20 protein-coding genes are annotated in these 19,273 nt (G+C 59.5%); 6 read left to right on the top strand and 14 right to left on the bottom strand.

The genetic code is table 11. The features are described from left to right. Positions 1-9 precede the first annotated feature (9 nt). Positions 10-1,194, top strand: a complete 1,185-nt coding sequence (locus K1X75_09985) for an AI-2E family transporter (GenBank protein MBX7058381.1) — start codon at positions 10-12, stop codon at positions 1,192-1,194. Positions 1,195-1,294: 100 nt separating this feature from the next. Then, positions 1,295-2,020, top strand: a complete 726-nt coding sequence (locus K1X75_09980) for a hypothetical protein (protein ID MBX7058380.1) — start codon at positions 1,295-1,297, stop codon at positions 2,018-2,020. 65 nt (positions 2,021-2,085) lie between these two features. On the opposite strand, the gene K1X75_09975 is transcribed toward K1X75_09980, so the two are convergent. Together K1X75_09975 and K1X75_09970 are read right to left on the bottom strand one after the other, a co-directional pair. Next, on the bottom strand, positions 2,086-3,384 hold the full coding sequence (locus K1X75_09975; GenBank protein MBX7058379.1) for a DUF2330 domain-containing protein: 1,299 nt from the start codon (positions 3,382-3,384) through the stop codon (positions 2,086-2,088). Between the two features lie 40 nt (positions 3,385-3,424). Continuing rightward, positions 3,425-4,312 (bottom strand): RnfABCDGE type electron transport complex subunit D, encoded by an 888-nt coding sequence (locus K1X75_09970; GenBank protein MBX7058378.1) that lies wholly within the window; start codon positions 4,310-4,312, stop codon positions 3,425-3,427. A gap of 114 nt (positions 4,313-4,426) precedes the next feature. Between K1X75_09970 and K1X75_09965 the strand changes: the two genes are divergently transcribed. Beyond that, a complete protein-coding gene (locus K1X75_09965) occupies positions 4,427-5,377 on the top strand; it encodes an alpha/beta hydrolase (protein ID MBX7058377.1) in 951 nt (316 codons plus the stop codon). Here K1X75_09965 and K1X75_09960 read toward each other — a convergent pair. From K1X75_09960 to mtnP, 7 genes are all read right to left on the bottom strand, one after another. Continuing rightward, positions 5,374-6,483 (bottom strand): DegT/DnrJ/EryC1/StrS family aminotransferase, encoded by a 1,110-nt coding sequence (locus K1X75_09960; protein MBX7058376.1) that lies wholly within the window; start codon positions 6,481-6,483, stop codon positions 5,374-5,376. The genes K1X75_09965 and K1X75_09960 overlap by 4 nt on opposite strands. A gap of 36 nt (positions 6,484-6,519) precedes the next feature. Further along, positions 6,520-6,921: an STAS domain-containing protein gene (locus tag K1X75_09955; GenBank protein MBX7058375.1), complete on the bottom strand. Its 402-nt coding sequence runs from the start codon at positions 6,919-6,921 to the stop codon at positions 6,520-6,522. 137 nt (positions 6,922-7,058) lie between these two features. Next, positions 7,059-7,430: a hypothetical protein gene (locus tag K1X75_09950; protein MBX7058374.1), complete on the bottom strand. Its 372-nt coding sequence runs from the start codon at positions 7,428-7,430 to the stop codon at positions 7,059-7,061. After that, positions 7,427-8,701, bottom strand: a complete 1,275-nt coding sequence (locus K1X75_09945) for a homoserine dehydrogenase (GenBank protein MBX7058373.1) — start codon at positions 8,699-8,701, stop codon at positions 7,427-7,429. The genes K1X75_09950 and K1X75_09945 overlap by 4 nt, the downstream gene beginning before the upstream one ends. Continuing rightward, positions 8,698-9,021, bottom strand: coding sequence for a hypothetical protein (locus tag K1X75_09940; GenBank protein ID MBX7058372.1), 324 nt, complete (start codon positions 9,019-9,021; stop codon positions 8,698-8,700). Before K1X75_09940 ends, K1X75_09945 begins: the two co-directional genes overlap by 4 nt. A gap of 66 nt (positions 9,022-9,087) precedes the next feature. Beyond that, on the bottom strand, positions 9,088-9,906 hold the full coding sequence (locus tag K1X75_09935; GenBank protein MBX7058371.1) for a hypothetical protein: 819 nt from the start codon (positions 9,904-9,906) through the stop codon (positions 9,088-9,090). A gap of 3 nt (positions 9,907-9,909) precedes the next feature. After that, on the bottom strand, positions 9,910-10,770 hold the full coding sequence (gene mtnP, locus K1X75_09930) for an S-methyl-5'-thioadenosine phosphorylase (GenBank protein ID MBX7058370.1): 861 nt from the start codon (positions 10,768-10,770) through the stop codon (positions 9,910-9,912). 108 nt (positions 10,771-10,878) lie between these two features. Here mtnP and K1X75_09925 point away from each other — a divergent pair, with 108 nt between their 5' ends. Next, the gene (locus tag K1X75_09925; GenBank protein MBX7058369.1) at positions 10,879-12,696 is read left to right on the top strand and encodes a diguanylate cyclase; all 1,818 of its coding nucleotides are present in this window, start codon (positions 10,879-10,881) and stop codon (positions 12,694-12,696) included. 10 nt (positions 12,697-12,706) lie between these two features. Here K1X75_09925 and K1X75_09920 read toward each other — a convergent pair whose 3' ends face one another. Together K1X75_09920 and K1X75_09915 are read right to left on the bottom strand one after the other, a co-directional pair. After that, on the bottom strand, positions 12,707-13,609 hold the full coding sequence (locus K1X75_09920) for a hypothetical protein (GenBank protein ID MBX7058368.1): 903 nt from the start codon (positions 13,607-13,609) through the stop codon (positions 12,707-12,709). A 3-nt stretch (positions 13,610-13,612) separates the two neighbouring features. Next, complete coding sequence (locus tag K1X75_09915; protein MBX7058367.1) at positions 13,613-14,515, bottom strand: histone deacetylase; 903 nt, start codon at positions 14,513-14,515, stop codon at positions 13,613-13,615. A gap of 125 nt (positions 14,516-14,640) precedes the next feature. On the opposite strand from K1X75_09915, the gene K1X75_09910 reads away from it, so the two are divergent. Both K1X75_09910 and K1X75_09905 read left to right on the top strand, forming a co-directional pair. After that, positions 14,641-16,221 (top strand): hypothetical protein, encoded by a 1,581-nt coding sequence (locus K1X75_09910; protein MBX7058366.1) that lies wholly within the window; start codon positions 14,641-14,643, stop codon positions 16,219-16,221. Positions 16,222-16,230: 9 nt separating this feature from the next. Next, the gene (locus K1X75_09905) at positions 16,231-16,980 is read left to right on the top strand and encodes a 1-acyl-sn-glycerol-3-phosphate acyltransferase (GenBank protein ID MBX7058365.1); all 750 of its coding nucleotides are present in this window, start codon (positions 16,231-16,233) and stop codon (positions 16,978-16,980) included. Between the two features lie 60 nt (positions 16,981-17,040). Here K1X75_09905 and xth read toward each other — a convergent pair whose 3' ends face one another. Genes xth through K1X75_09890 form a run of 3 tightly spaced genes read right to left on the bottom strand, consistent with a single transcriptional unit; the run spans position 17,041 to position 19,128 of the window. Further along, positions 17,041-17,799: an exodeoxyribonuclease III gene (gene xth / locus K1X75_09900; protein MBX7058364.1), complete on the bottom strand. Its 759-nt coding sequence runs from the start codon at positions 17,797-17,799 to the stop codon at positions 17,041-17,043. A gap of 37 nt (positions 17,800-17,836) precedes the next feature. After that, a complete protein-coding gene (locus tag K1X75_09895) occupies positions 17,837-18,367 on the bottom strand; it encodes a hypothetical protein (protein MBX7058363.1) in 531 nt (176 codons plus the stop codon). Beyond that, positions 18,364-19,128, bottom strand: a complete 765-nt coding sequence (locus tag K1X75_09890) for a hypothetical protein (GenBank protein ID MBX7058362.1) — start codon at positions 19,126-19,128, stop codon at positions 18,364-18,366. The genes K1X75_09895 and K1X75_09890 overlap by 4 nt, the downstream gene beginning before the upstream one ends. Positions 19,129-19,273 lie beyond the last annotated feature (145 nt).

Genomic DNA, 19,273 nt, shown 5'->3' with positions numbered 1-19,273 from the left:
GGAATCCCTATGAACACTTCGACCCGAGTCTACTGGTTGCTTGGACTGCTGGCAGCGCTGCTCCTGCTTGGCTGGCTGCTCTTCGCGCTGGCCGATGTATTATTCCCCGTTTTTTTCAGCTTGATTGTCGCCTACCTGCTCAATCCAGCGATCAGCTGGCTGCAGCGTCGAGGAATACCGCGCTCGATTGGAATTCTCATCATTCTCCTGGCCTTCGCCGCCTTTGTTTCCGCATTTGCCGTCTTTCTTTATCCCAGCATTCGATACCAGGTGCAGAGGCTGGCCGATACGATGCCGCAGCTGAGCGATCGTCTGCAGAATCAAGGGCTGCCCTGGCTTCGCGATACCTTTGGCTTTGTCTTACCCGAGGACGTTTCCAGCGCCGTCGCCCGTTACGGCGAAAACCTCAAGGAAGCCTTGCCGGCGATTCTCAATCGAGCTGGCGCCTGGCTGTTGAGCGCCGTGACCACGACCGGCGCCGTCATCTCCAGTCTGCTGAACATTGTCTTGATTCCGCTCTTTCTCTTCTACTTTCTTCGCGACTTCGATCGCATGCGCAGCGCGCTGACGCCGCTCATTCCACCCGCCTACCGCGAGCTCGTACTCAGCAGACTGCGGGCGATGGATGAAGTTGTGGGCCAATGGTTTCGCGGACAGTTGCAGGTTGCCGGCATCCTGGCTGTCCTTTACAGCGCTGGCTTCGGGCTGGTTTTTCACCTGGCCGGGTTGCAGGCGAATACAGGCATAGCTGTAGGAATTTTGACGGGCTGCTTGAGCGTCGCACCTTACGTCGGCGCCATTACCGGCAGCGTACTGTCCGTGCTCTTTGCGCTGCTGGACTGGCATGGACCTGGGGCCTTAGTAGGCATTGCAATAGTATTTGCGATTGTGCAGGTTACAGAAGGCTATGTGCTCACGCCGCGGATCGTTGGCGAAAAGCTAGGCCTCAGCCAGGCCACAGTGATCATCGCGCTACTGGCCGGAGGGAGCCTCGGCGGCTTGCCGGGCGTACTATTTGCACTGCCAGTTACCGGGGCGCTGAAGATACTGGGCGCCGATCTGCTATCCTGGTACACTCGCTCCCCGTTCTATGCAGCTGTTCCGGCAGCGTCAGAGGCGAAACAAAGCGCGCCCCGATTTCCGGAGCGGCGCAAGATTCGCTCCGCCCGACGATCCAGAGGCGCCAGAGCCTGAGCGGCGTTCTTCTTCGTCGCTGACTTGAATTGTTTTGTAGTTTACAGTCTCCGGAGATCGCCTAGCATGCAGACTGCTGCCAGCGCGCAGGCGGTCTCGCTTGAGTTACTTCGACATCGAAAAAAATCTGGAGATAGCGCTGAGCGATGGGCGCGCCATCCATATTGTATCCTTTAAGGTCGATTCCGATATCGAGAAGGAGCTGGATGCGGTTCTCAGCGGCATCCTGGCGCGTTACAATCGCGACGTGCTGAAGGCCTCGCTATTTTCTTGCATCATCGAGTTGGCCACCAATGCCACCAAGGCTAACATGAAGCATCTGCACTTCATGGAGGAGGGTCTGAACATTGAGGATTCCCAGCAATATGCGGCAGGTATGAGCACTTTTCGAGAGAAAATACACTCGCGCGATTGGCTGGATGCATACGGTCAAAAGGCCCGTGAGAAGGGTTTGATGGTGCGGATGGTCTTCACCCATACCCCGGACGGGTTGTGCATTGAGATTCTCAACAATATGCCGCTGCTACCCCAGGACGAAGCCCGCATTCGACGCAAGTTCAACGAGGCCATGCGCTACGATTCGCTCCCAGAATACTACATGGACCACGCCGACGCGATGGAGGGCGAAGGTCTCGGTTTTGCATTGAACCTGCTCTTGCTCAAAGGCGAAAATCTGAACGCCAACCTCTTTCGGATTGGCGGCGAAGAACAGGGGACTGTAGCGCGCATCGAGGTCCCCTTTACTGCCGAATACCGCAGTCGCCGGCCGGAAAAGGCAAATCATCCAGAGCAATTGCGACGCAAAGCGGAAGATTCGCCTTCCTGAAATTCAATGCCAGCTGCATAGAAACTGCCGGCGCCATCGCGGCGCCGTAAGAGTCCCGATCTTGTTCAATCCTGAAATACGCGCTGCCACCAGGCGCGCTCTGGCGGCGGGCCATTCTGACCCATGCGCGCCCTAATGCTATCAATGGACCAGCCAGTGAGCGCCGCCAGCGATTGCGCCTCCTGCTCATGGCGCGCCGGCAAACTGCGTCGGTATTCCTTGCCGGCGGCGCATTCGGCCGGACCATTGTAAGCGTGACGCATGATGTAGCGGCCCTGAAAATTTCCTCGATCGCTCGTTTCTTGAAAGACGATGTCCGATGGAAAGCTTTCGCCAGTATAGCGTATGTGCATGCGTGTAACAAAGGTCGAAGCGGCGCCGGGGGTTCCCGCCCAGAAGGCGCCCAGCTGCAGCAATTCCGACGCCGAAAGCGGATCAGCTGCGCAAGGATCGCACCAACCCATATCCCATGCGTACTCCAGGAAGATGGCGCTCAAACCCTCGCGCTCAGCGGAACGAGTGAACATATCGCGATAAAAGTTGGCGAACTCGTCCTTGATGTACTCTGGAACCTGCGCATCGCTGGGAATGCGCGCCGTTCGATAGTTGACCGATTCGATGCGGCCCCTGGGGGAGAGCGCGTAGACAAAGAGTTCTTGAGCTCCGTTCGCATTGACCGTACCCAGTCGCACGGGGAGCATGAAACGCGGCGATTCAAATGCAATCTGGATTGGACGCAGGTATCGATAGCCCGTGCGCGATTGTTCCTCCAGGTTAACGCGCGCCACAAAAAAGCGCAGATTCTGCCGAATATAGGATTGCAGCACAGGTTCGGCGCCAGGGGGCAAGCGATAGCCGTTCTGCGACAGCCAGCTCAACAGACCGCCGCTATCTTCCGCTGATAGTATCAGTATATCGTATTCGCCAACTGTGTAGCGCGCTTCAATGCGCACGCCCTGCCCGGCTGTCGGTTGCACCCGATTGCCTCCGCCAACGCCCTCCGCATTCTGGGACCGGACCACATCGTGGTAGCTAATCGTCTCGCAGGGATTGCCGTCGAAGTATTCCACCAGCCGCGGCGCTGTAAAGGCATCAATGCGATCCAGGGCCGCGCTTTCGCCCACGTGAATCTGGTCGCGCCGCAGAACCACGGGAACGGGCGTTACCAGCGCAAATTCCGTAAGCGGACCCTCAAAGTCGCTGGCCATGGTCAATACGGTGCGATCGCCGCTGCGCGCCAGAACGACGCGACTGGCTCGATTGAACAGGCGCGCGTCGGCGCGACCCACGTAAAAGCCGCAAAATGCCGCGATCTCCGGGCTGTAGATCAGGCCGGCCAAAGCCAGCGCGACTGCAGCTGCCATCAGACTTCGTTTCCATTTCATACGATTCCCTCAATTTATACTACATAGGATTCAAGACGTCCCTGGCGGATTTCTCTTCGCCGCCAGGCAGACGCAGAACGCGTCGCAGATGTCCGCCCATGGATTCTCCGTCCCACTCGTGACGCGACGCGGGCGCGAGGCGATCCAGCAAGGGGCTAAGCGGCGAGCACAGAGCCAGGGCCCAGAAGACGCCATTGTTTCGATAGAGACCAAATTCAATCCAGGCGGCCACGAACGCGACCAGGGCGGCAAAAAAGATTCTGGCCGCGCGGCGATCCGGCGTGCTGCGCGGATCAGAGATCATGAAAAAGGCGAAAATCAAAAGCGATCCGTTCTGCAGGCGGTGCAGCGGAACGGCCAGGGGATCGCCGAGATAGAACGATCGGCCGAATGCAATGGCTGCGAAGGCAAGCAAGAAGCTCAAGGTTAGATCGGCGCGCATAGCGCGCAGCGTGACCAGTCCGCCGCCGCAGACCAGTGCAAAGACGAATATCGCCGAGGCGCCCCATTGCCCGGCGGAAGTCCAGGCGGAGTCGGCAAGCAACAAGAGAACAATGGCGAGGTTTGTCGGGTTGAAGACGTGCTTCCCGCGCACGCGGAATACAAACTTCCCGGCGATGGCAATGCCGGCCGCTAGAGCGTAGATCCAGGCGGAATCACTGCGCAGGAGATTGCAGAGTCCAAGGCCGCTGATCAGCGCACTGCGGTATTCAAAGTGCGCCAGGCCAACCATCTTGCTGGCAATCCACTGAACGGCCAGGGCTGCGAGTATTGCCAGCGCAACCGCAGTCCAGTTCGGGCCAAACGATAAACAACACTGGCTGTAGACTAAAATTCCAGCGAGCGCAACAATTTGGAAATAGCGCGCATCGAGCAATGGCGTATAGTATGGGTTCGCGGCCTTCATGCTTCCTGTCAGAAAAGTAGACGCTGCGGTTAAAAAATTGTTCGCACCGCGCCGCCGGCAGGGATAGACTTCCGTCCACCGCGGTCCGTGTCCGCAGCGGAGAATCGAAAACCAATGAATGTCCGAACCTATCGCCGTTTGAGCACCTCCATTGGGATTCTGCTCACACTACTGCTCGCGCTTCTGATCCTGTATCGCTTTGCGCCCGCCGCAGCGTTGCAGGGACTGCAGCGCATCTACGAGACGCGCAGCGGGGTAGAACGGCAGCGGGTAGCGGCCGGCGATGTCGAAATGGATCTCTACCGCGGCGGCGCCGGCCGGCCGCTGGTTTTACTGCATGGCTTTGGCGATTCGCGCCTGTCCTTTCTGCAGAGCGCCGCCTACCTGCAGCCCCATTTCGATGTGATTCTGCCGGAATGGCCTGGTTTTGGCGACAGCGCCCAGGATAACCGTCTGCGTTACGATATTGGCGCACAATGCCAGCGCCTGCTGGCACTGCTCGATCGTCTCGGTCTGCAGCGGGTGCACCTGGCGGGAAACTCCATGGGCGGGCACATCGCCGCGGCCTTTGCTCTGCAGCAGCCGGAGCGTGTCGATCGCCTGGTCTTGATCTCGCCGGCGGGCGTCAGCGTAGCGGGAGTTATCGCCTACCAGGATGAATTGCGACCGCTAACTAACGACGCTGAGCTCGATGCTTCGCTGGATCAAAGCTTTGCCGAACGGCCCTGGGTCCCGGAGCCGTTGCGTCGCAAGATGATCGCCGACAGTCAGCGGCTATTCCAATGGCAAAACAGCATTCGTCGCCAGATTCGCGCCGGGCCCTACTACTCGTTGAACGGACTCTTGCCGCAGATCAAGGCCCGTACTCTCATCATCTGGGGCGCTCAGGATCACACTGTCGTAGCAGCCAGGGCGCCAATCTGGAGGGCGGGCATCACGAATTCCACCTTGCTGATCTTGCCGCATCGCGGACACGCGCCCCAATACGAGGATCCGGCACAGATCGGGCGGATCCTGCTGGCTTTCTTTTCCGAGGATTCAGTCCGACCGAACGCTGCGCCCTAGCGAGCGGCCAGCACAACGTCGCGAACCTCTTCCAATTCCTCGCCGCGAATGTAGGGGAAAAGCGGCAATGATAGGACGCTCTGGCCCTGCAGCAAGGCTTGCTCTCCGCCCACATGAGCTTTCAACCACGCCTGGGCCCCGCGCTGTCGCGACATGGGCTCAGGGTAAACGATGCCATAACCAATGCCCTTCTCTTTCAGAAGCGCTTCCATGCGCGCCCGGTCGGCGGGGGAGTAGACCATCAAATTCAGATAGCCGTTTTCCAGAAAATCGGCCGGCGGCGAAACACAATGCAGCCCGCTGTCGGCAAAGGCCTCGCGGTAAAAGCGCTGGGCGACGCGCCTGCTTTCCAATCGGGCCGCAAGGTATTCGTGAGAGAGGTTCAGGAATGCAGCCTGCAGCGCATCCATGCGCGAATTCCAGCCAACATGATCGTAGGAATAGTGCGTGCTTCGTCCATGGTTGCCCATCGACCTGAGGCGAGCAGCAAGTTGTTCATCGTTGCAGAGTACGGCGCCGGCTTCGCCGGCCGCGCCCAGCACCTTGGCCGGATAAAAGCTGATGGTGCTGATAGTTGCGCCGCGGTAGATGCTCTCCCCGCGGAAGCGTACGCCATACGCTTGAGCCCCGTCCTCGATCAGAAGCGTCCCGCGTTCGTGGCAATGCGCGCGAAACTCAGAAATATGTGGGCTTCCCCAACCATATAGATGTACCAACAAGACGGCTTTGGGGCGGTATTGATCGAGCGCGCGGCGAAACAATTCCAGGTCCATGTGACGCTCTTCCGGGTGCACGTCCACGGTTACCGGCGAGGCGCCGACGTTGACCACAGCCTCGAAGGTAGCCCAGAAGGTAAAATCGGGTAGCAACACTACGTCGCCGGGTCCAACGCCGCCGGCGCGCAAGGCCAACTGGAGAGCATCGGTGCCATTGCCGCAGGCAAGCGCATGGGCGACGCCGCATTCCTGCGCCAATCGAGACTCAAGCGCCGCAACCTCGGCGCCGCCGATGAAGCTGGCCGCGCCGCTCAAATCGGCGACCTTTTGCGACCAGCGTTCTAAAAATCCAGATTCGAAGCGTTTGAGATCAATGAAGGGTACGGGCATCTGCGTACGTTCTGGAACGTCGCATCGCGCGCCGCTCTAGAAGAGAACGCGTTTGGCAGCCTCGACGCTGTCAAGCATTACCATACCAGGCGGCAGGTCCATCAGGCCGAAGACGCGGCGCAGGAAGGGATGAGTGCCGCCGATGACCATCTTGCCGCCCATTTCTTTCAGGCGAAAGAAAACGGAGAACAGAATTGCGACGCCGGTTGAATTCATGTATTCCAGCTCGGAAAGGTCCATGATGACGTGCACGCAATCGCCGCCCAGCAGGGAATGCATCTTGCGATTCAGTTCGAAAGAATTATTATTGGAAATCTTGCCGCGAAAGCGCCAGATTTCCAGCGGCTTGCCTTCGAGGCGTTCGCCATCAATACGCAGACTCAAGTCCGCAAATTCCAGATCACTCACCGGTCCAACCGAAAGAAAGGCTGTGCGCATCGACTTCATCCCGGGTCTGGCGGTCCATTCCCTTGCACTATCGGACGAAGGATCCAGCGCTTATGCGACAGAAGAACGCGAAAAGCAATCGGCGGCAATCGGAAAAAGCCTGACGCGTCGTCAGTTATGTTCGGACGCTATCGTAGTTCCAGCCAGGCCGCGCCGCCCCTCCAGCCAAGCAGCCTTCCGCGCCCAATTTCGGCAATCGAACCGCGCCCGGCGGAAAGCTGACCGGAGTAGGTCCAGTAGTGACGACGATGCCTGGGTTGTTCGGCGGCCGGCCAGAGGTCGAGCGGACCGCCCTGGCCAGGCTCTCGTACTCGCAAGACCAATCGGTTACGCTGCGCTGGCGAAAGCGACTGCAAGCGTTGAGCAAATCCCTCAGGAAGGCGCAGCGTTGCAAGCTCCTCCCCGCCATCGAGAATGAAGCAGTCAACATGATTGGGCTCGCCCGGTAAATTGCAATGCAGAAGCAGACGACATGGCCAGTCTTCAGCGACTGCGCTCACCAACCGTCTTCCAGGCGCACCATGACCGCCGGCGCCAGCATGAAGTCGGCTTGATTCAAATGGGCCAGAGCCTCCTGCAAGCGAGTCTCCTGGGCCTCGTGGGTCGTAACTACGACTTGCACGGGCTCCTCCGTCTCCGGCTGACGCACCGAAGCAATAGAGATTTCGCCTGCCGCCAGCACCCGCGTGATCTCGGCCAGTACGCCAGGTTGATCGCGCGTCTGGAAGCGCAGATAAGTGCGATACCAGAAGTCGCTGTGCATCTCCGGAAGATCCAACCCGGATAACCAGATTTCGGAGCTGTCCGGTCGGCTGCGAGAGAGGAAGACCAGGTCGCTGATCACCGCCGCCGCCGTCGGCCTGGCGCCCGCTCCGCTTCCTGTAATCAGAGTCGGTCCGCTATTGGATGCGTCGAAGAAGACGGCGTTTTTCTCATCGCGCACTGCCGCCAGCGGATGATTGATGGGAATCATGGCCGGATGCACGCGCATGATTAGCTTCTCGTCTTCCGTTTGACGGGCCACCGCCAGCAAGCGCACCACCCGACCGAAGCTCCGGGCAAACTCCAGGTCAATGCTGCGCAATTGTCGGATGCCCTCGATAATCACCGCGTCCTCGCGAATCGCAGTGTCAAAGGCAAGGGCCGAAAGGATCGCCAATTTCTGTGCAGCGTCGCGTCCATCGACATCAAAGGAGGGATCACGTTCGGCAAAGCCAAGCTGCTGCGCCTGCTGCAATGCCGCGTCGTAGTCCATGCCATCGTCCTGCATGCGCGTCAGAATAAAATTGCAGGTGCCGTTGAGGATGCCGCAAATTCCGCGAACCTCGTTGGCAATCAGTCCGCGGCGCATATTCTGAATGACCGGCAATCCGCCGGCCACCGCCGCTTCAAAACCAAAGCCGACCTTGCGCTCGCGCGCCAGACCAAAGATCTCGTTTCCGTGCCGCGCCAGCAGGGCCTTGTTGGCGGTGACCACTGACTTCCCATTTTCGATGGCGCGCTTTACTATTTTTCGCGCCGGATCGATGCCGCCCATCAATTCAACTACGATGTCGATTTCGGGATCATTGAGCACATCGTCTGGATTATCGGTCGCTTCTATTTCGCCCAGCGCGGGGGCCTTGCGACGCCAGCTGCGATCGAAGACGCGACGCACGCGTAAATCAAGGCCGGCGCGCGGACGCAGGAATTCCTGCTCGCTGCGCAGAATTTCCAGCACGCCGCGGCCAACGACGCCGAGACCGCACAAACCAATCTGGACTGGCTTCACGAGAACAACTTACGCAACATCTGACCGACTCCGCCGCCCTCCGGCGGCGAAGCAGGGGCAGCGCTGTTGGCGTCCGACGACTGCTCAACGACTGGCGTCTGCTGACGCTCCAGCGGATTCCAGTTGGCTGCCTCGCGCCGCCGGCCTGGCAGCCCCTTCAGCAGTTCCTCAAGCCGACGCTGACAGGCGCGCGAATTGCGCACATGGGCGACAATCGCCGGCGGCATCGATTCAGGATAGCGATGGACATTCAAGAGTTCGATATCATCGAGCAGGTCCCGTCCGCTTTCGCGCGATTCTTTGCTGCGCGCCCTGGCCATGCCACGATGGCCTATCGTTTTGCCCGTGCCGTCAAGGTTTATTCAAAGAGGAGTCCGAGCGGCGATTCAGAAATCAAACCGTGCGGCAAAAAGCGCGGAATCTTTGGGCGTCGCCGGCCAAGCGGCCCAGTACGAGCGATCGCCTCCGCCCGTCGCAGGCGGCGCCTGGATTCCAAGGTCCTCTAGATAACGCCGCTGCCGCCAGCTTTGGCTTTCTGCGGCGCGCAGCGCCTGCAGATCGCTGTAGTCTTTCCAACCGACCAGCAACGCGCCAATCAAGCCCAGGCCGAAGGCGGCCCAGGATTGACCGTTTGGCGGCGGAGCGCTTTCGCCGCCGGCCAATCGTCCGGCTTGCAAGAGTCCAAAACTAATCGCACAGGTCAGCGGCAAGGCCAGAATGCTGACGCGAGCATAACGCTGGCCGTCACTTTCCTCTTCTTCAGGCAGGCGCCCGAAGCCTGGCCCAAAACTGTTCTGTCCAAATTGCCGCAACATCATCCGCTCCAGCGCCGTTTGTTCCCGACCTTGATCGAGCAGGCTCTGGATTTCGCGCTCGCGATAGGCGCCGCTGCGGCGGCGGCGCTCCTGTAGCTGCCGGCGCCGCGCCCGATAGAATTGTTCCAGCGATGAACTTTCTCCGCTCAAGGCGGATACAGCGGCCGCGGCCTCTGGCGATACATTGCCGGTTCGACGCCCGCTGATCGGCGGCTGGTAGGATGGATCACGCGTGGTAGGGAAACGCTCCTGTCCGGCAGCGGGCGCGGCAACTGTTTGTGCGCTGAGCGCCGCTTCTTGCAGCGGCGCCAGCAACAACGCCAGGAGCAAGGCCGCCAGGCGTCGGCAAGCTTCGCCGCGACGACGGTTGTAACTCCGGGAGCGATGCATCCCTCAAAAATACTCCGGCAACACCCGTTTGAGTTTTTGAGCCTGGGCGCCCTTGCGCAGTTCCGGCGCAGTGATGATTGCAAATTTCATGGAGCCCTTGAGGGAGCTTTGGGCGCTGAGCCTGGGCAGAACGGCAGCGAGCAATCGCCGGGCATTGTCGGCGTTATCGTGCAGTATATGAATGATCTCTTCCACAGTGACTGAATCCTCATGAGGACGCCAGGCGTCGTAGTCGGTAGACATACAGATCATCTGATAGTCGATTTCCAGCTCGCGCGCCAGTTTGGCCTCGGGCAATACGCTCATGTTGATGATGTCGCCGCCCCACTGTCGATACATCATCGATTCCGCACGCGTGGAAAAGGCCGGTCCCTCCATACACACCAGCGTTCGATCGCGATGCAATTGGACCTTCTGAAGAACGTCCTTTTGACTTTCAATGGCGTCGGCCATTGACTTTGAGAAGGGATCGCCAAATGCGGCGTGCGCCACAATGCCGTCTTCGAAGTAAGTGGCCGGCCGCAGGCCCTTGGTGCGGTCGATGATCTGCGAGGGAAGGACAAAGTCGCGCGGCGGAATCTCTTCGCGCAGCGATCCAACGGCGGAAAAAGCCACAATCTGCTCCACTCCCAGCATCTTCAGGGCGGCAACGTTGGCGCGAAAGGGAACTTGATGTGGCGCCAGAAAATGGCCGCGTCCATGGCGCGGCAAAAAGGCCAATTTCTGGCCGGCAAATTCGCCAAGCGTGATGGCATCGGAGGGAAGCCCCCAGGGAGTTTCCGGACGAAGCTCGCCTTCCTTTTTCAATCCTTCCAGATCGTAGATACCGGATCCGCCAATTACGCCAATGCTTGCTTGCGCCATGGCCGAACAGCCTTCAGACGCTCCATGACCCGTCATTTTCTTTTTGCGCTTCCAGCGGGCCGGGGCATGCAAGACGCTTGGGCCCCTGCCGGGTCCAGCTTTGCTTTTATGGAATCGTCCCAACCGAAGCCGCCGATTCAGCGACTCCCCGATTTTCTGGGAGAGCGCGGCCTGGAATCGCTGTATTTGATGCTCAATGCCTTAAATGACCCTGTGCTGTGCATCGATCGCGAACTGCTTGTACGTTACGCCAATCCGGCGGCGGGCGCCCTGCTCGGTCGGCCTCACGGCGAGCTGCTCGGCGGCGGCGCCGAGCAATGGATCGGCCCGCGTGTACGCGAGCTGTGCGAAGCCGTACTGCAGGGAGAAATCGCCTCCGCTCACGATCTCGAATTCAAGCGCAGCGAGGGAGAAAGTGTGCAGGCCCTGGCTACGGCGACGCCCTTGAAGACGGGCCCCGATCTCTGGGGCGTGGTCATTACGCTGCGCGACATCACGCCGCAGGCGCTGCTTGGCGCTGAACTTCCGCGACAGGATCCGCTGCTGCAACGTCTGCTGGATATCCTTCCGGCAGGCGTGCTGCTGCTGGACGCCAGCGGTCGCATCTTGCGCATCAACGAAGCAGCCCGGGAATTGCTGTTGCTGGATCGCAGCGATCTTCGCGGCGCAATGATGCCGCCAGAGGCGTGGCGCGCCCGCACGCTCAGCGGCGAACCGGAATCCTTTCGCGAGGCCCCCTACTACCGCGTCGCCCGCGGCGCGGCGCCCATCGAAGATCACCTCGTACTGCTGGAAGGAAGCAACCGCTATGTCACCGCCTCCGCCGTCCTGACGCCTCTGGCCCCCGGCGTGGAAAGGGGCGTCGTGATCTGCACCCTGCTGGATGTGGATCGCCAGCAGCGCACCCAGCAGCGGCTGCGCAGCGCCGTGCGCTTGAACAACGAGATCAATCGATTGTTGACCGGTCTTTTGACGGAACGCGGCGCGGAGCAGACCATCGACCGAGCCTTGAAAGGCGCCGCTGATTTGCTGCAGGCTGACTTTGCGGCCATTGGCGAATTGATTGAAAATGGCGAGACCTTCCGCTTTGCGCGATTCTATGGCGCGCAGCTCAAGAGCCAGGCCGAGTTCCACACCGCCGCCGCCAATACCCCCTACGCCTACATCTTCCAGAATCGCTCGATTACATTGCTCAATGACTATGCGACACATCCACTGGCACAGCCCGAATTTCTGAAAGCCGGAGCGCAGAGCTTTCTGGCGACGCCAGTCTATTCGGAAAACAGATTATTGAGTGTAATCTATTTGTTTCGCACGGAACCGGAAGCCTTCAGCGCCGAAGACCGCGCCATGCTGGAGCAGCTTACGCCGATTCTGTCGGCGGCAGTCTACAAGGCGGTCTACGAAGAGCGGCTGAGCGAGCTGGCCTCTACCGACGCGCTTACCGGTCTCTTGAATCGCCGCGAATTCTTTCGCTTTCTGGATCAAGAAATCGAGCGAATGCGCCGCTACCAAACGCCCTTCAGCTGTTTGATGCTGGATCTCGATTTGTTTAAGGCGATCAACGATCGCTATGGCCACCAGGCTGGCGATGAGGCGCTGGTTCGGGCGACGGCGGCGATGCGCGCGGCTTTACGGCGAGCTGACCTTCTGGCTCGCACCGGCGGCGAGGAATTTATGGCGCTGCTGTCGGAGACCGACATCGAAGGCGCCCGCGAGGCGGCGGAAAAAGTGCGCAGTGGCATCGAGGCGATTCAGTTTCAGTGGGCCGGTCAGCCGATTCGAATTACCGCATCGCTGGGCTGCGCCGAGTTTCGTCCACACGAGTCCTTGAACGAATTTTATGCGCGCCTGGACCGCTTACTCTATGCCGCCAAAGATGGCGGACGCAATCGCGTCCTGTCAGAAACGGATGTTGCAACGTAGACGCGCCTCATTACCTTCCTTCCTCAGCAGACTTGCGGTGGTCGGCAGGCGCCAGGCGGAATCGGATTCGTTTCAGTTCGCGAACGACTCGCGTGTAGTAGTCCTGACTCCAGGTCATGATATCGAGTTCCTCGTTCAAAACCGATATCATTTCTCCTGGCCGCCACTCCACGGGCTCGTTGTCCTGATTTAAGATGCGACCGTCGGAGAAGGCCTGCGAAATCTCGCGCGCTCCGTGGCGACGCAAATCGCGAATGATGCCGCGAAAAAAGGCCTCGCGCACCGGATCGTAGAAGTTGAAGCGTCGATGAAACAGCACCGCATCGTGAAAGTACTCGGGGATATTGAAGGCGCCGCGAGCGCCAACGCCCAGCGCCAGACTGGTGATGAAGTCAGCGATCTGATTGAAGCAGCCAAGGCCCGGGGCCTCCTGTCCCGGAAAGAGACGCTGTGGTCGAATGTGTCGAGAGCGCGGATGTCTGGTCAGCAGCCAGTCAATGTACATCAGCTTCATCTGCGGCTGGCCTGGATGCAGCCGAAATCGAAACATGGAAACTTTCAGGCGTATGTGCACCAGAATCTCATCGCCGCTCTTGATGAAGATGCGCTGATCTAGCTCGGAGAGGTAATGCAGTTCCAGGCGCGAATCGGCGTAGCCCTTGTCGGCAATGCCGGCAAAGACGCCGGCATCATTGAGCATGTCATGGATCTGGTCTTCGCTATAGATGCCAAAGATTCGAACTTTGCCATCGACCGGCGGCAGGTTGAGCCGTCCGCCGCGCAGATCGCCTTCAATATCCGATTCTTCGAGCCCGGCCAGCTCGAAATCCATCGGCTTGCTTTTGTCGCTGGCGGCCGACTCCTGCTTCTGGCGGCGCGCTTTAAGCTTGTCTGAATCGCGAAAGAAGCGCATGCCTTACTTGAATCCGGCCAGCACTTCGCAGGTCTGGAAATGCAGGTCTACTGTCTCCTCGTCATTGATGGCGTAGCCGCCGGCCAGCACGGCGGCCAGCGGCACATCGGGCCACGCATCGCGTACCATTTGATCGCGCCGGGCCAGGCCCTCGCGCGATACCGCCAGCCCGCCCAATCGATCGCGCATATAAACATCGACGCCTGCCACGTAAACTACCAGATCCGGTTCAAATTGCTGGCGAATGCTTTCCAGCGAAGCGCCCAGCGTTTCGAGGTATTCCTCATCGCCACAGCCGCTGCGCAGGCCAACGTCCAGCGACCCCTTTTCTTTGACTGGATAGTTGTTCTCTTCGTGCATCGAAAAAGTAAAAACGTGGCGGCTGTAGCGAAAGATGCGCGCCGTTCCGTTGCCCTGGTGAACGTCCAGGTCGATGATCAGAGCGCGCTTGATCCGTTGCTCCTTTTGCAGCGTGCGTACGGCGATTGCGACATCGTTCAGATAGCAGAAGCCCTCGGCGTGGTCGCGGAAGGCATGATGAAATCCGCCGCCCAGATTGATCGCGCTGCGCCCCTCAAGGGCCGCCCGGGCGGCGTCCAGCGTGCCGCCGCAGGATAGCATGAAGGCGTCGACAATTTCCTGATTGAGAGGCAGCTCGCTGCGGTGCGTCCGACGGGTAACCTGCAGGCGAAGCAAATCATCCAGGTAGGAGCGGCTATGGGCCAGCCGCGCCTGCTCCCGGCTGAGGGGCTGCGGCTCGACTATGCGGTGTTTCTTGAACCGAGCATCGCCTCGCAAGCGCCGGGCGATATGGCCAAACTTGACAGCGGGAAAGACATGGAGGCCGAGATCCATGTTGTAGCGCTCGGAATAGATAATGACCGGCAGGGGATTTGCTTGATTCATCGGAATCGGGGCCTCGAGCGGCGGCGCGGCGTTTTTTGCATGACAGACCGGGCCAAGGCGCGGCCCCCTGCCGGAGGCAGAGCGGGCGCGCACTGGCGCCCGAAGGCTCTGATCCCATCCCCAGCATGCAAGCAGAAGAACAGCAAGAGCGAGAATCGAACGTACCGCCGCCCTTTGATCGCAAGCGCATAGCGCTGTTGAATGGCGCCTGCGGACAATCTGGACGCATTCGCATCCGCGGGCAGGTGGTCGACGTTCCAGTCACGCTCAGTCAGCGCAGCGAAGAATGGGATCCCTTTCACAATTTGCCGCGCTCGCTGGTAGCTTCCATCCGGCCCATGCAGGACTTCAGCATGATGGCCGTACGCCGGCCGCGTTTGCAAATAGAAATTATCTCCATCGATCCCGCGGTTTTTCGGCCCGCAGAATCATCATCCTATCCCGTGGTCTTTTCCTCGGAGGAGTTCAACGCCGGCGACGACAGCTTTTTCGATTACGCAATGACCGAGCAGCTGGCGCCAGGCCGCTATACAATGCGCATTATGCTGCGCGGAATCGATAGCCTGCGTCAGAGCGTTGCGGATCTTGCCTTCATTGGCAACGGCGATAGTTTGATTTTGAAAAAGAATATTGCCATCGGCTATGGCAAGCTCTGGGTCATGCCCTCCGAATACCGCGGACCGATTATCACCTCGGATATCGATCAGACCTTCCTGGATACGCCGATTCATTCGCGCCAGGGCCTGATTGAGACGCTCTTCCAATCGCCAGATCTGAAATCGCCGATTGCCGGACTGCCGGAGGTCTACCGAACCTTGCAGGGCAGCGCCGAGGGCGCCCGCCCCTTGCTTTTCATTTCTGCTTCGCCTCATTTCTTCCGTCGCACGCTTTCCGCGGTTTTCGAAGTGCACAGCATCGATTACAGCGGATTGCATCTGAAGCACCTGCAAGGGGCCTTCGACAACATGGTCAAGAAGGTCATGGAAACGATCGGCAATCTCAATGAGATGCTGACGCAGGGCTGGCAGGCCAGCTGGGAGCGTTCGCTAAAATTCCTGGGCTCCAGCCTGCAGAGCCTCTTCGACCAGATCAGTTACAAGCTGGCCACGCTGCTGGAAAATCGCCAGATGCAGCCCAGCGGCGCCCGCGAGATACTGATGGGCGATAATACCGAAGGCGATTACTTGATCTTCCTGCTCTACCAGTTGCTGTTGCGCGGCGATCTGGCCGGCGACGACCTGGAAAAATACTTGTATAAATTGAACTTCCAGGGTCGCGAAGCGCTGACGCGCGACGCGGCGCGCATGATCCGCCGGCTATCCGAGGACTGTCTGCGCATTCACGGCAAGGTCAATCCGGTGGATGCTGTATGGATCAATCTATCCACGGACGCTCCGGACGAAGACGCCATGGTCAACGCCGTTAGCGAGGCCCTGCCCGAATCGCTGCGACCGTTGCTGCAGAACGGCGAATTGACACTGCCGCGAGCCTGTCGCGGCGGACCGGGTTTTTCCCTGGCTGCTTACGATAGCGGCTGGATTGAAGCGCAGCAAGCATTGGGCGCCATGCAGGCAATGGTCGGCAAATCCTATGGCGGCGAAGAACTCAATGCGCATCGTCTTCAGGCGATTGCTGGCGACTTCCGTTTTCAGCGTCGATCGCCAGACGAGCGCAACGAATTTCTGCGGCAACTGGCCGCGCGCTGAGCTGCCGCGGTGGACGCTGCCCGCAGCCGCGAATTCTTGCATAGCCTGCTCAATGCCGTGGCGCGCTTTCGCGTGGAAGGAAGCGAGCGTGTTCCGCTTGCCGGCCCCTTGCTGGTCATCTGCAACCACAGCGATTTGATTGATGCCGCCTTGCTGGAACTCTATCTTGGCCGACCGCTGCTCTTCCTGGCCAAAGCGGATTTGCTGCGTCCAGACATTCGCACCAGACTGGAGAAGGTAGAGGAGGAAGCCGCGCGCGCCGGCGTTCCGCGGGCGGCGATCGAATTTGCGCGCGAAGCCGCTGACTCCGCCTATCAGTTCTTTACGGAGGCGCATCTGCTGCCGATCATTCGGGGTTACCGGGGCAAAGACTCCAGCGCCAGCGTCGCCTACTACGAAGACCTGCTGGCGCGTATCAGTAAACGGCTGGCGGAGGGCCAGGCGCTGGTCGTTTTTCCCGAAGGCTCGCGCAGCCCCGATGGCCAGCTGCAGAATTTTCGCAGCTACGCGGCGCGTATCGCGCTGCGCAGCCGCGCCCCGGTCCTGCCGGTTGCTATCACCGGCGCCCACGGATTCAGCGATCTAAATCGATGGTCTGGCGGCGGGCCGCCGGACCAAACGATTGTTGTCCGCATTGGCGAAGTCCTGCCGCCACAGAGCTATCCAGCAGGCGAAGGGAAAGAAGCCGTGCGTCAGCTGCGTCAGCGGATGCAGGCTGCCGTTCAGCAAATGATTGTAGAAATGAGCGCGCCACAGTAAGAGCCGGTCCCAAAACTCAACGGATGGGGTTTTGGGACGCGCTCTAAATGCAAACTTGAATCAGCGCAGCTGCAAGCCTACCGGACAGTGATCCGAGCCAGGCGTTTCTGGCGAGATCCACGCCTCCTGCAATCGCGGACGCAAGGCCTCGGAAATCAGAAAGTAGTCAATGCGCCATCCAATATTTCGAGCGCGGCTGCCGGCTCGAAAACTCCACCAGCTGTAAGCCTCGCGGCGTTCAGGGTACAGGCTGCGAAACGTATCCAGCAGACCGACAGCCAGCAGCCGGTCCAGACCGGCCCGCTCTTCATCCGTAAAGCCTGCGTTCTTGCGATTGGCCTGCGGTCGCGCGAGGTCAATTTCCTTATGGGCCACATTGAGGTCGCCACACAAAGCCACCGGTTTTTTCTTTTGCAGCTTCTTGATGTAGCTGGCAAACTCTCGATCCCAGATTTGCCGGTACTCCAGGCGCTTCAAATCCTCGCCGGAATTCGGCGTGTAGACATTGACCAGGATGAAATCGCCCAGGTCGACGCCAAGCACGCGTCCTTCGCGGTCGTGTTCGGTCTTGCCAATGCCCGGTTTCAGCGGCGTCGCCGCCAGGGATTCCTTAACGAAAATCGCCGTGCCGCTGTAGCCCTTCTTCTCGGCGTGGCTCCAGAGTTTCTGGTAGCCCGGCAAGAGTTGATCGATCTGAGGGGGATAGCCGCGCGTTTCCTGCAAGCAGAGAACGTCCGGCGCTTCGCGCGTCACAAATTCCAGGAAGCCTTTGCCCAGACAGGATCGAATCCCGTTCACATTCCAGGAAATCAGTCGCATCGCTGGCAGCTGAACGCAGGCCGATGAAGCCGTCAACTCAGCGGCCGACGGCGCCGCCGGCCTCGCGGATCATGTCGCGCAGCACGATTCGCGTCTCTTCGGAGAAGGCCTCCCAGTAGCGCTCCGGCCAATCGGGCATGCTTTGCCGAAGATCACGTTCTTCAGCCGCCGGCATTCGACCCAGGCTGAAAGCCACAAACTGTCGCATCATGCTGGAAAGAATTTCTGGAGGAAGCTGTCCCTCGCGAGCTCGAGCGCGGGCGCTCAAGGCGGCGCTGTCCGGAGCAAAGTGGTCGAGCAGGGCATCGAGGTGCGCCTGGGGAATTCCCGGTTGTTGCTCCATGATGATTCCGCCCACCAGGCGGCGCGTCATGGCATGGATGTCTGGCATCTGCGTTTCCACTCGCGACGCTGTCTCGCGCGCCATGTCGCGAAAGTTCATACGGTCCAGCGGCCCTTTCTGTCTTCGCCGACGAATGGCTTCTTCGACAGTCAGCAACTCATCATCGCTGGCGCTGGAAAGAATGTACTCAATCACTGCCAGAAATGGGTCGCGCCCTTCGCTCACAGCGCGCCCTCGCGTTTCCGAAACTTTCTGCGAAAGTCGTCGTGGCTCAAACCGGACTGCTGACGCTCGCGCTCGAAGCGCTGTCGCTCCGACTCATAGTCCGGCGCCAGCGGAATTTCCAGACTGGCCACGGTCTCCTCCGGGTGGTCGTGGGAATAGACATTGAACAGTCGACGATCGATGCCCAGCTGACTCATCAGAATAACCACCAGGGTCAGGCCCATGCCAGCGCCCTCGCTCTCGTCGCCATGATCCATGTAAAACTGCACCAGGTCGGTGTAGTTTCCGGCGTGTTTGAACTTCTCTCGCACCCGCTCTTCCTCACGTGCCAGCAGCGGAAAACGATTGGTAATTCGGACGCGCATTGCCTGAAAAGGACGGTAGTCGAAGCGGATCTTGACCGGCAGATCATAGTCGCGGAATTTGCGGCGGTATTGCTGGATTCTCTTTTCGGGCAGGCTTTCCTTGAACAGCTTCATGCCGCGTTCGTAGTCAGCGGGCAAGTCGGGATTGAGCCCCTCCTCGGTCAGTATGATTCGCTTCAAGTTGGCCTTGGTGGCATTCATCACCAGCTCTTTCAAGGCGGTGTAAACCAGATCAGTCAATTCGGTGCGATTGTAGCGGCTGAGGATGCGCTCCGCCGCCAGATTCAAGACCTGTTCGCCATAGTCGGTCAGGTAATAGGTCAGTACGCTGACCGCCTGTCCGCGGTCCACGGCGTCGTCGATCAGGGCGATTAGCTCTTCCTTGCTCTTACGCATCAATCAGCGCCTGCGCTACATCGAATCGTTCTGAAAACGTCGCTCGCCCGATATTATCATCGACACAGGGCCCGCGCGCGCATTTCCTTTTTGGCACACATGCCCCCCCCAAAACGGCCCAGGCCCATTCTATCAGGAGACGAAT

The organism is Leptospirales bacterium (assembly GCA_019694655.1).
Lineage (GTDB): Bacteria > Spirochaetota > Leptospiria > Leptospirales > Leptonemataceae > SSF53.
Note: the sequence above shows the minus strand (reverse complement) of the source record. Positions and strands in the feature narration are given on the sequence as shown.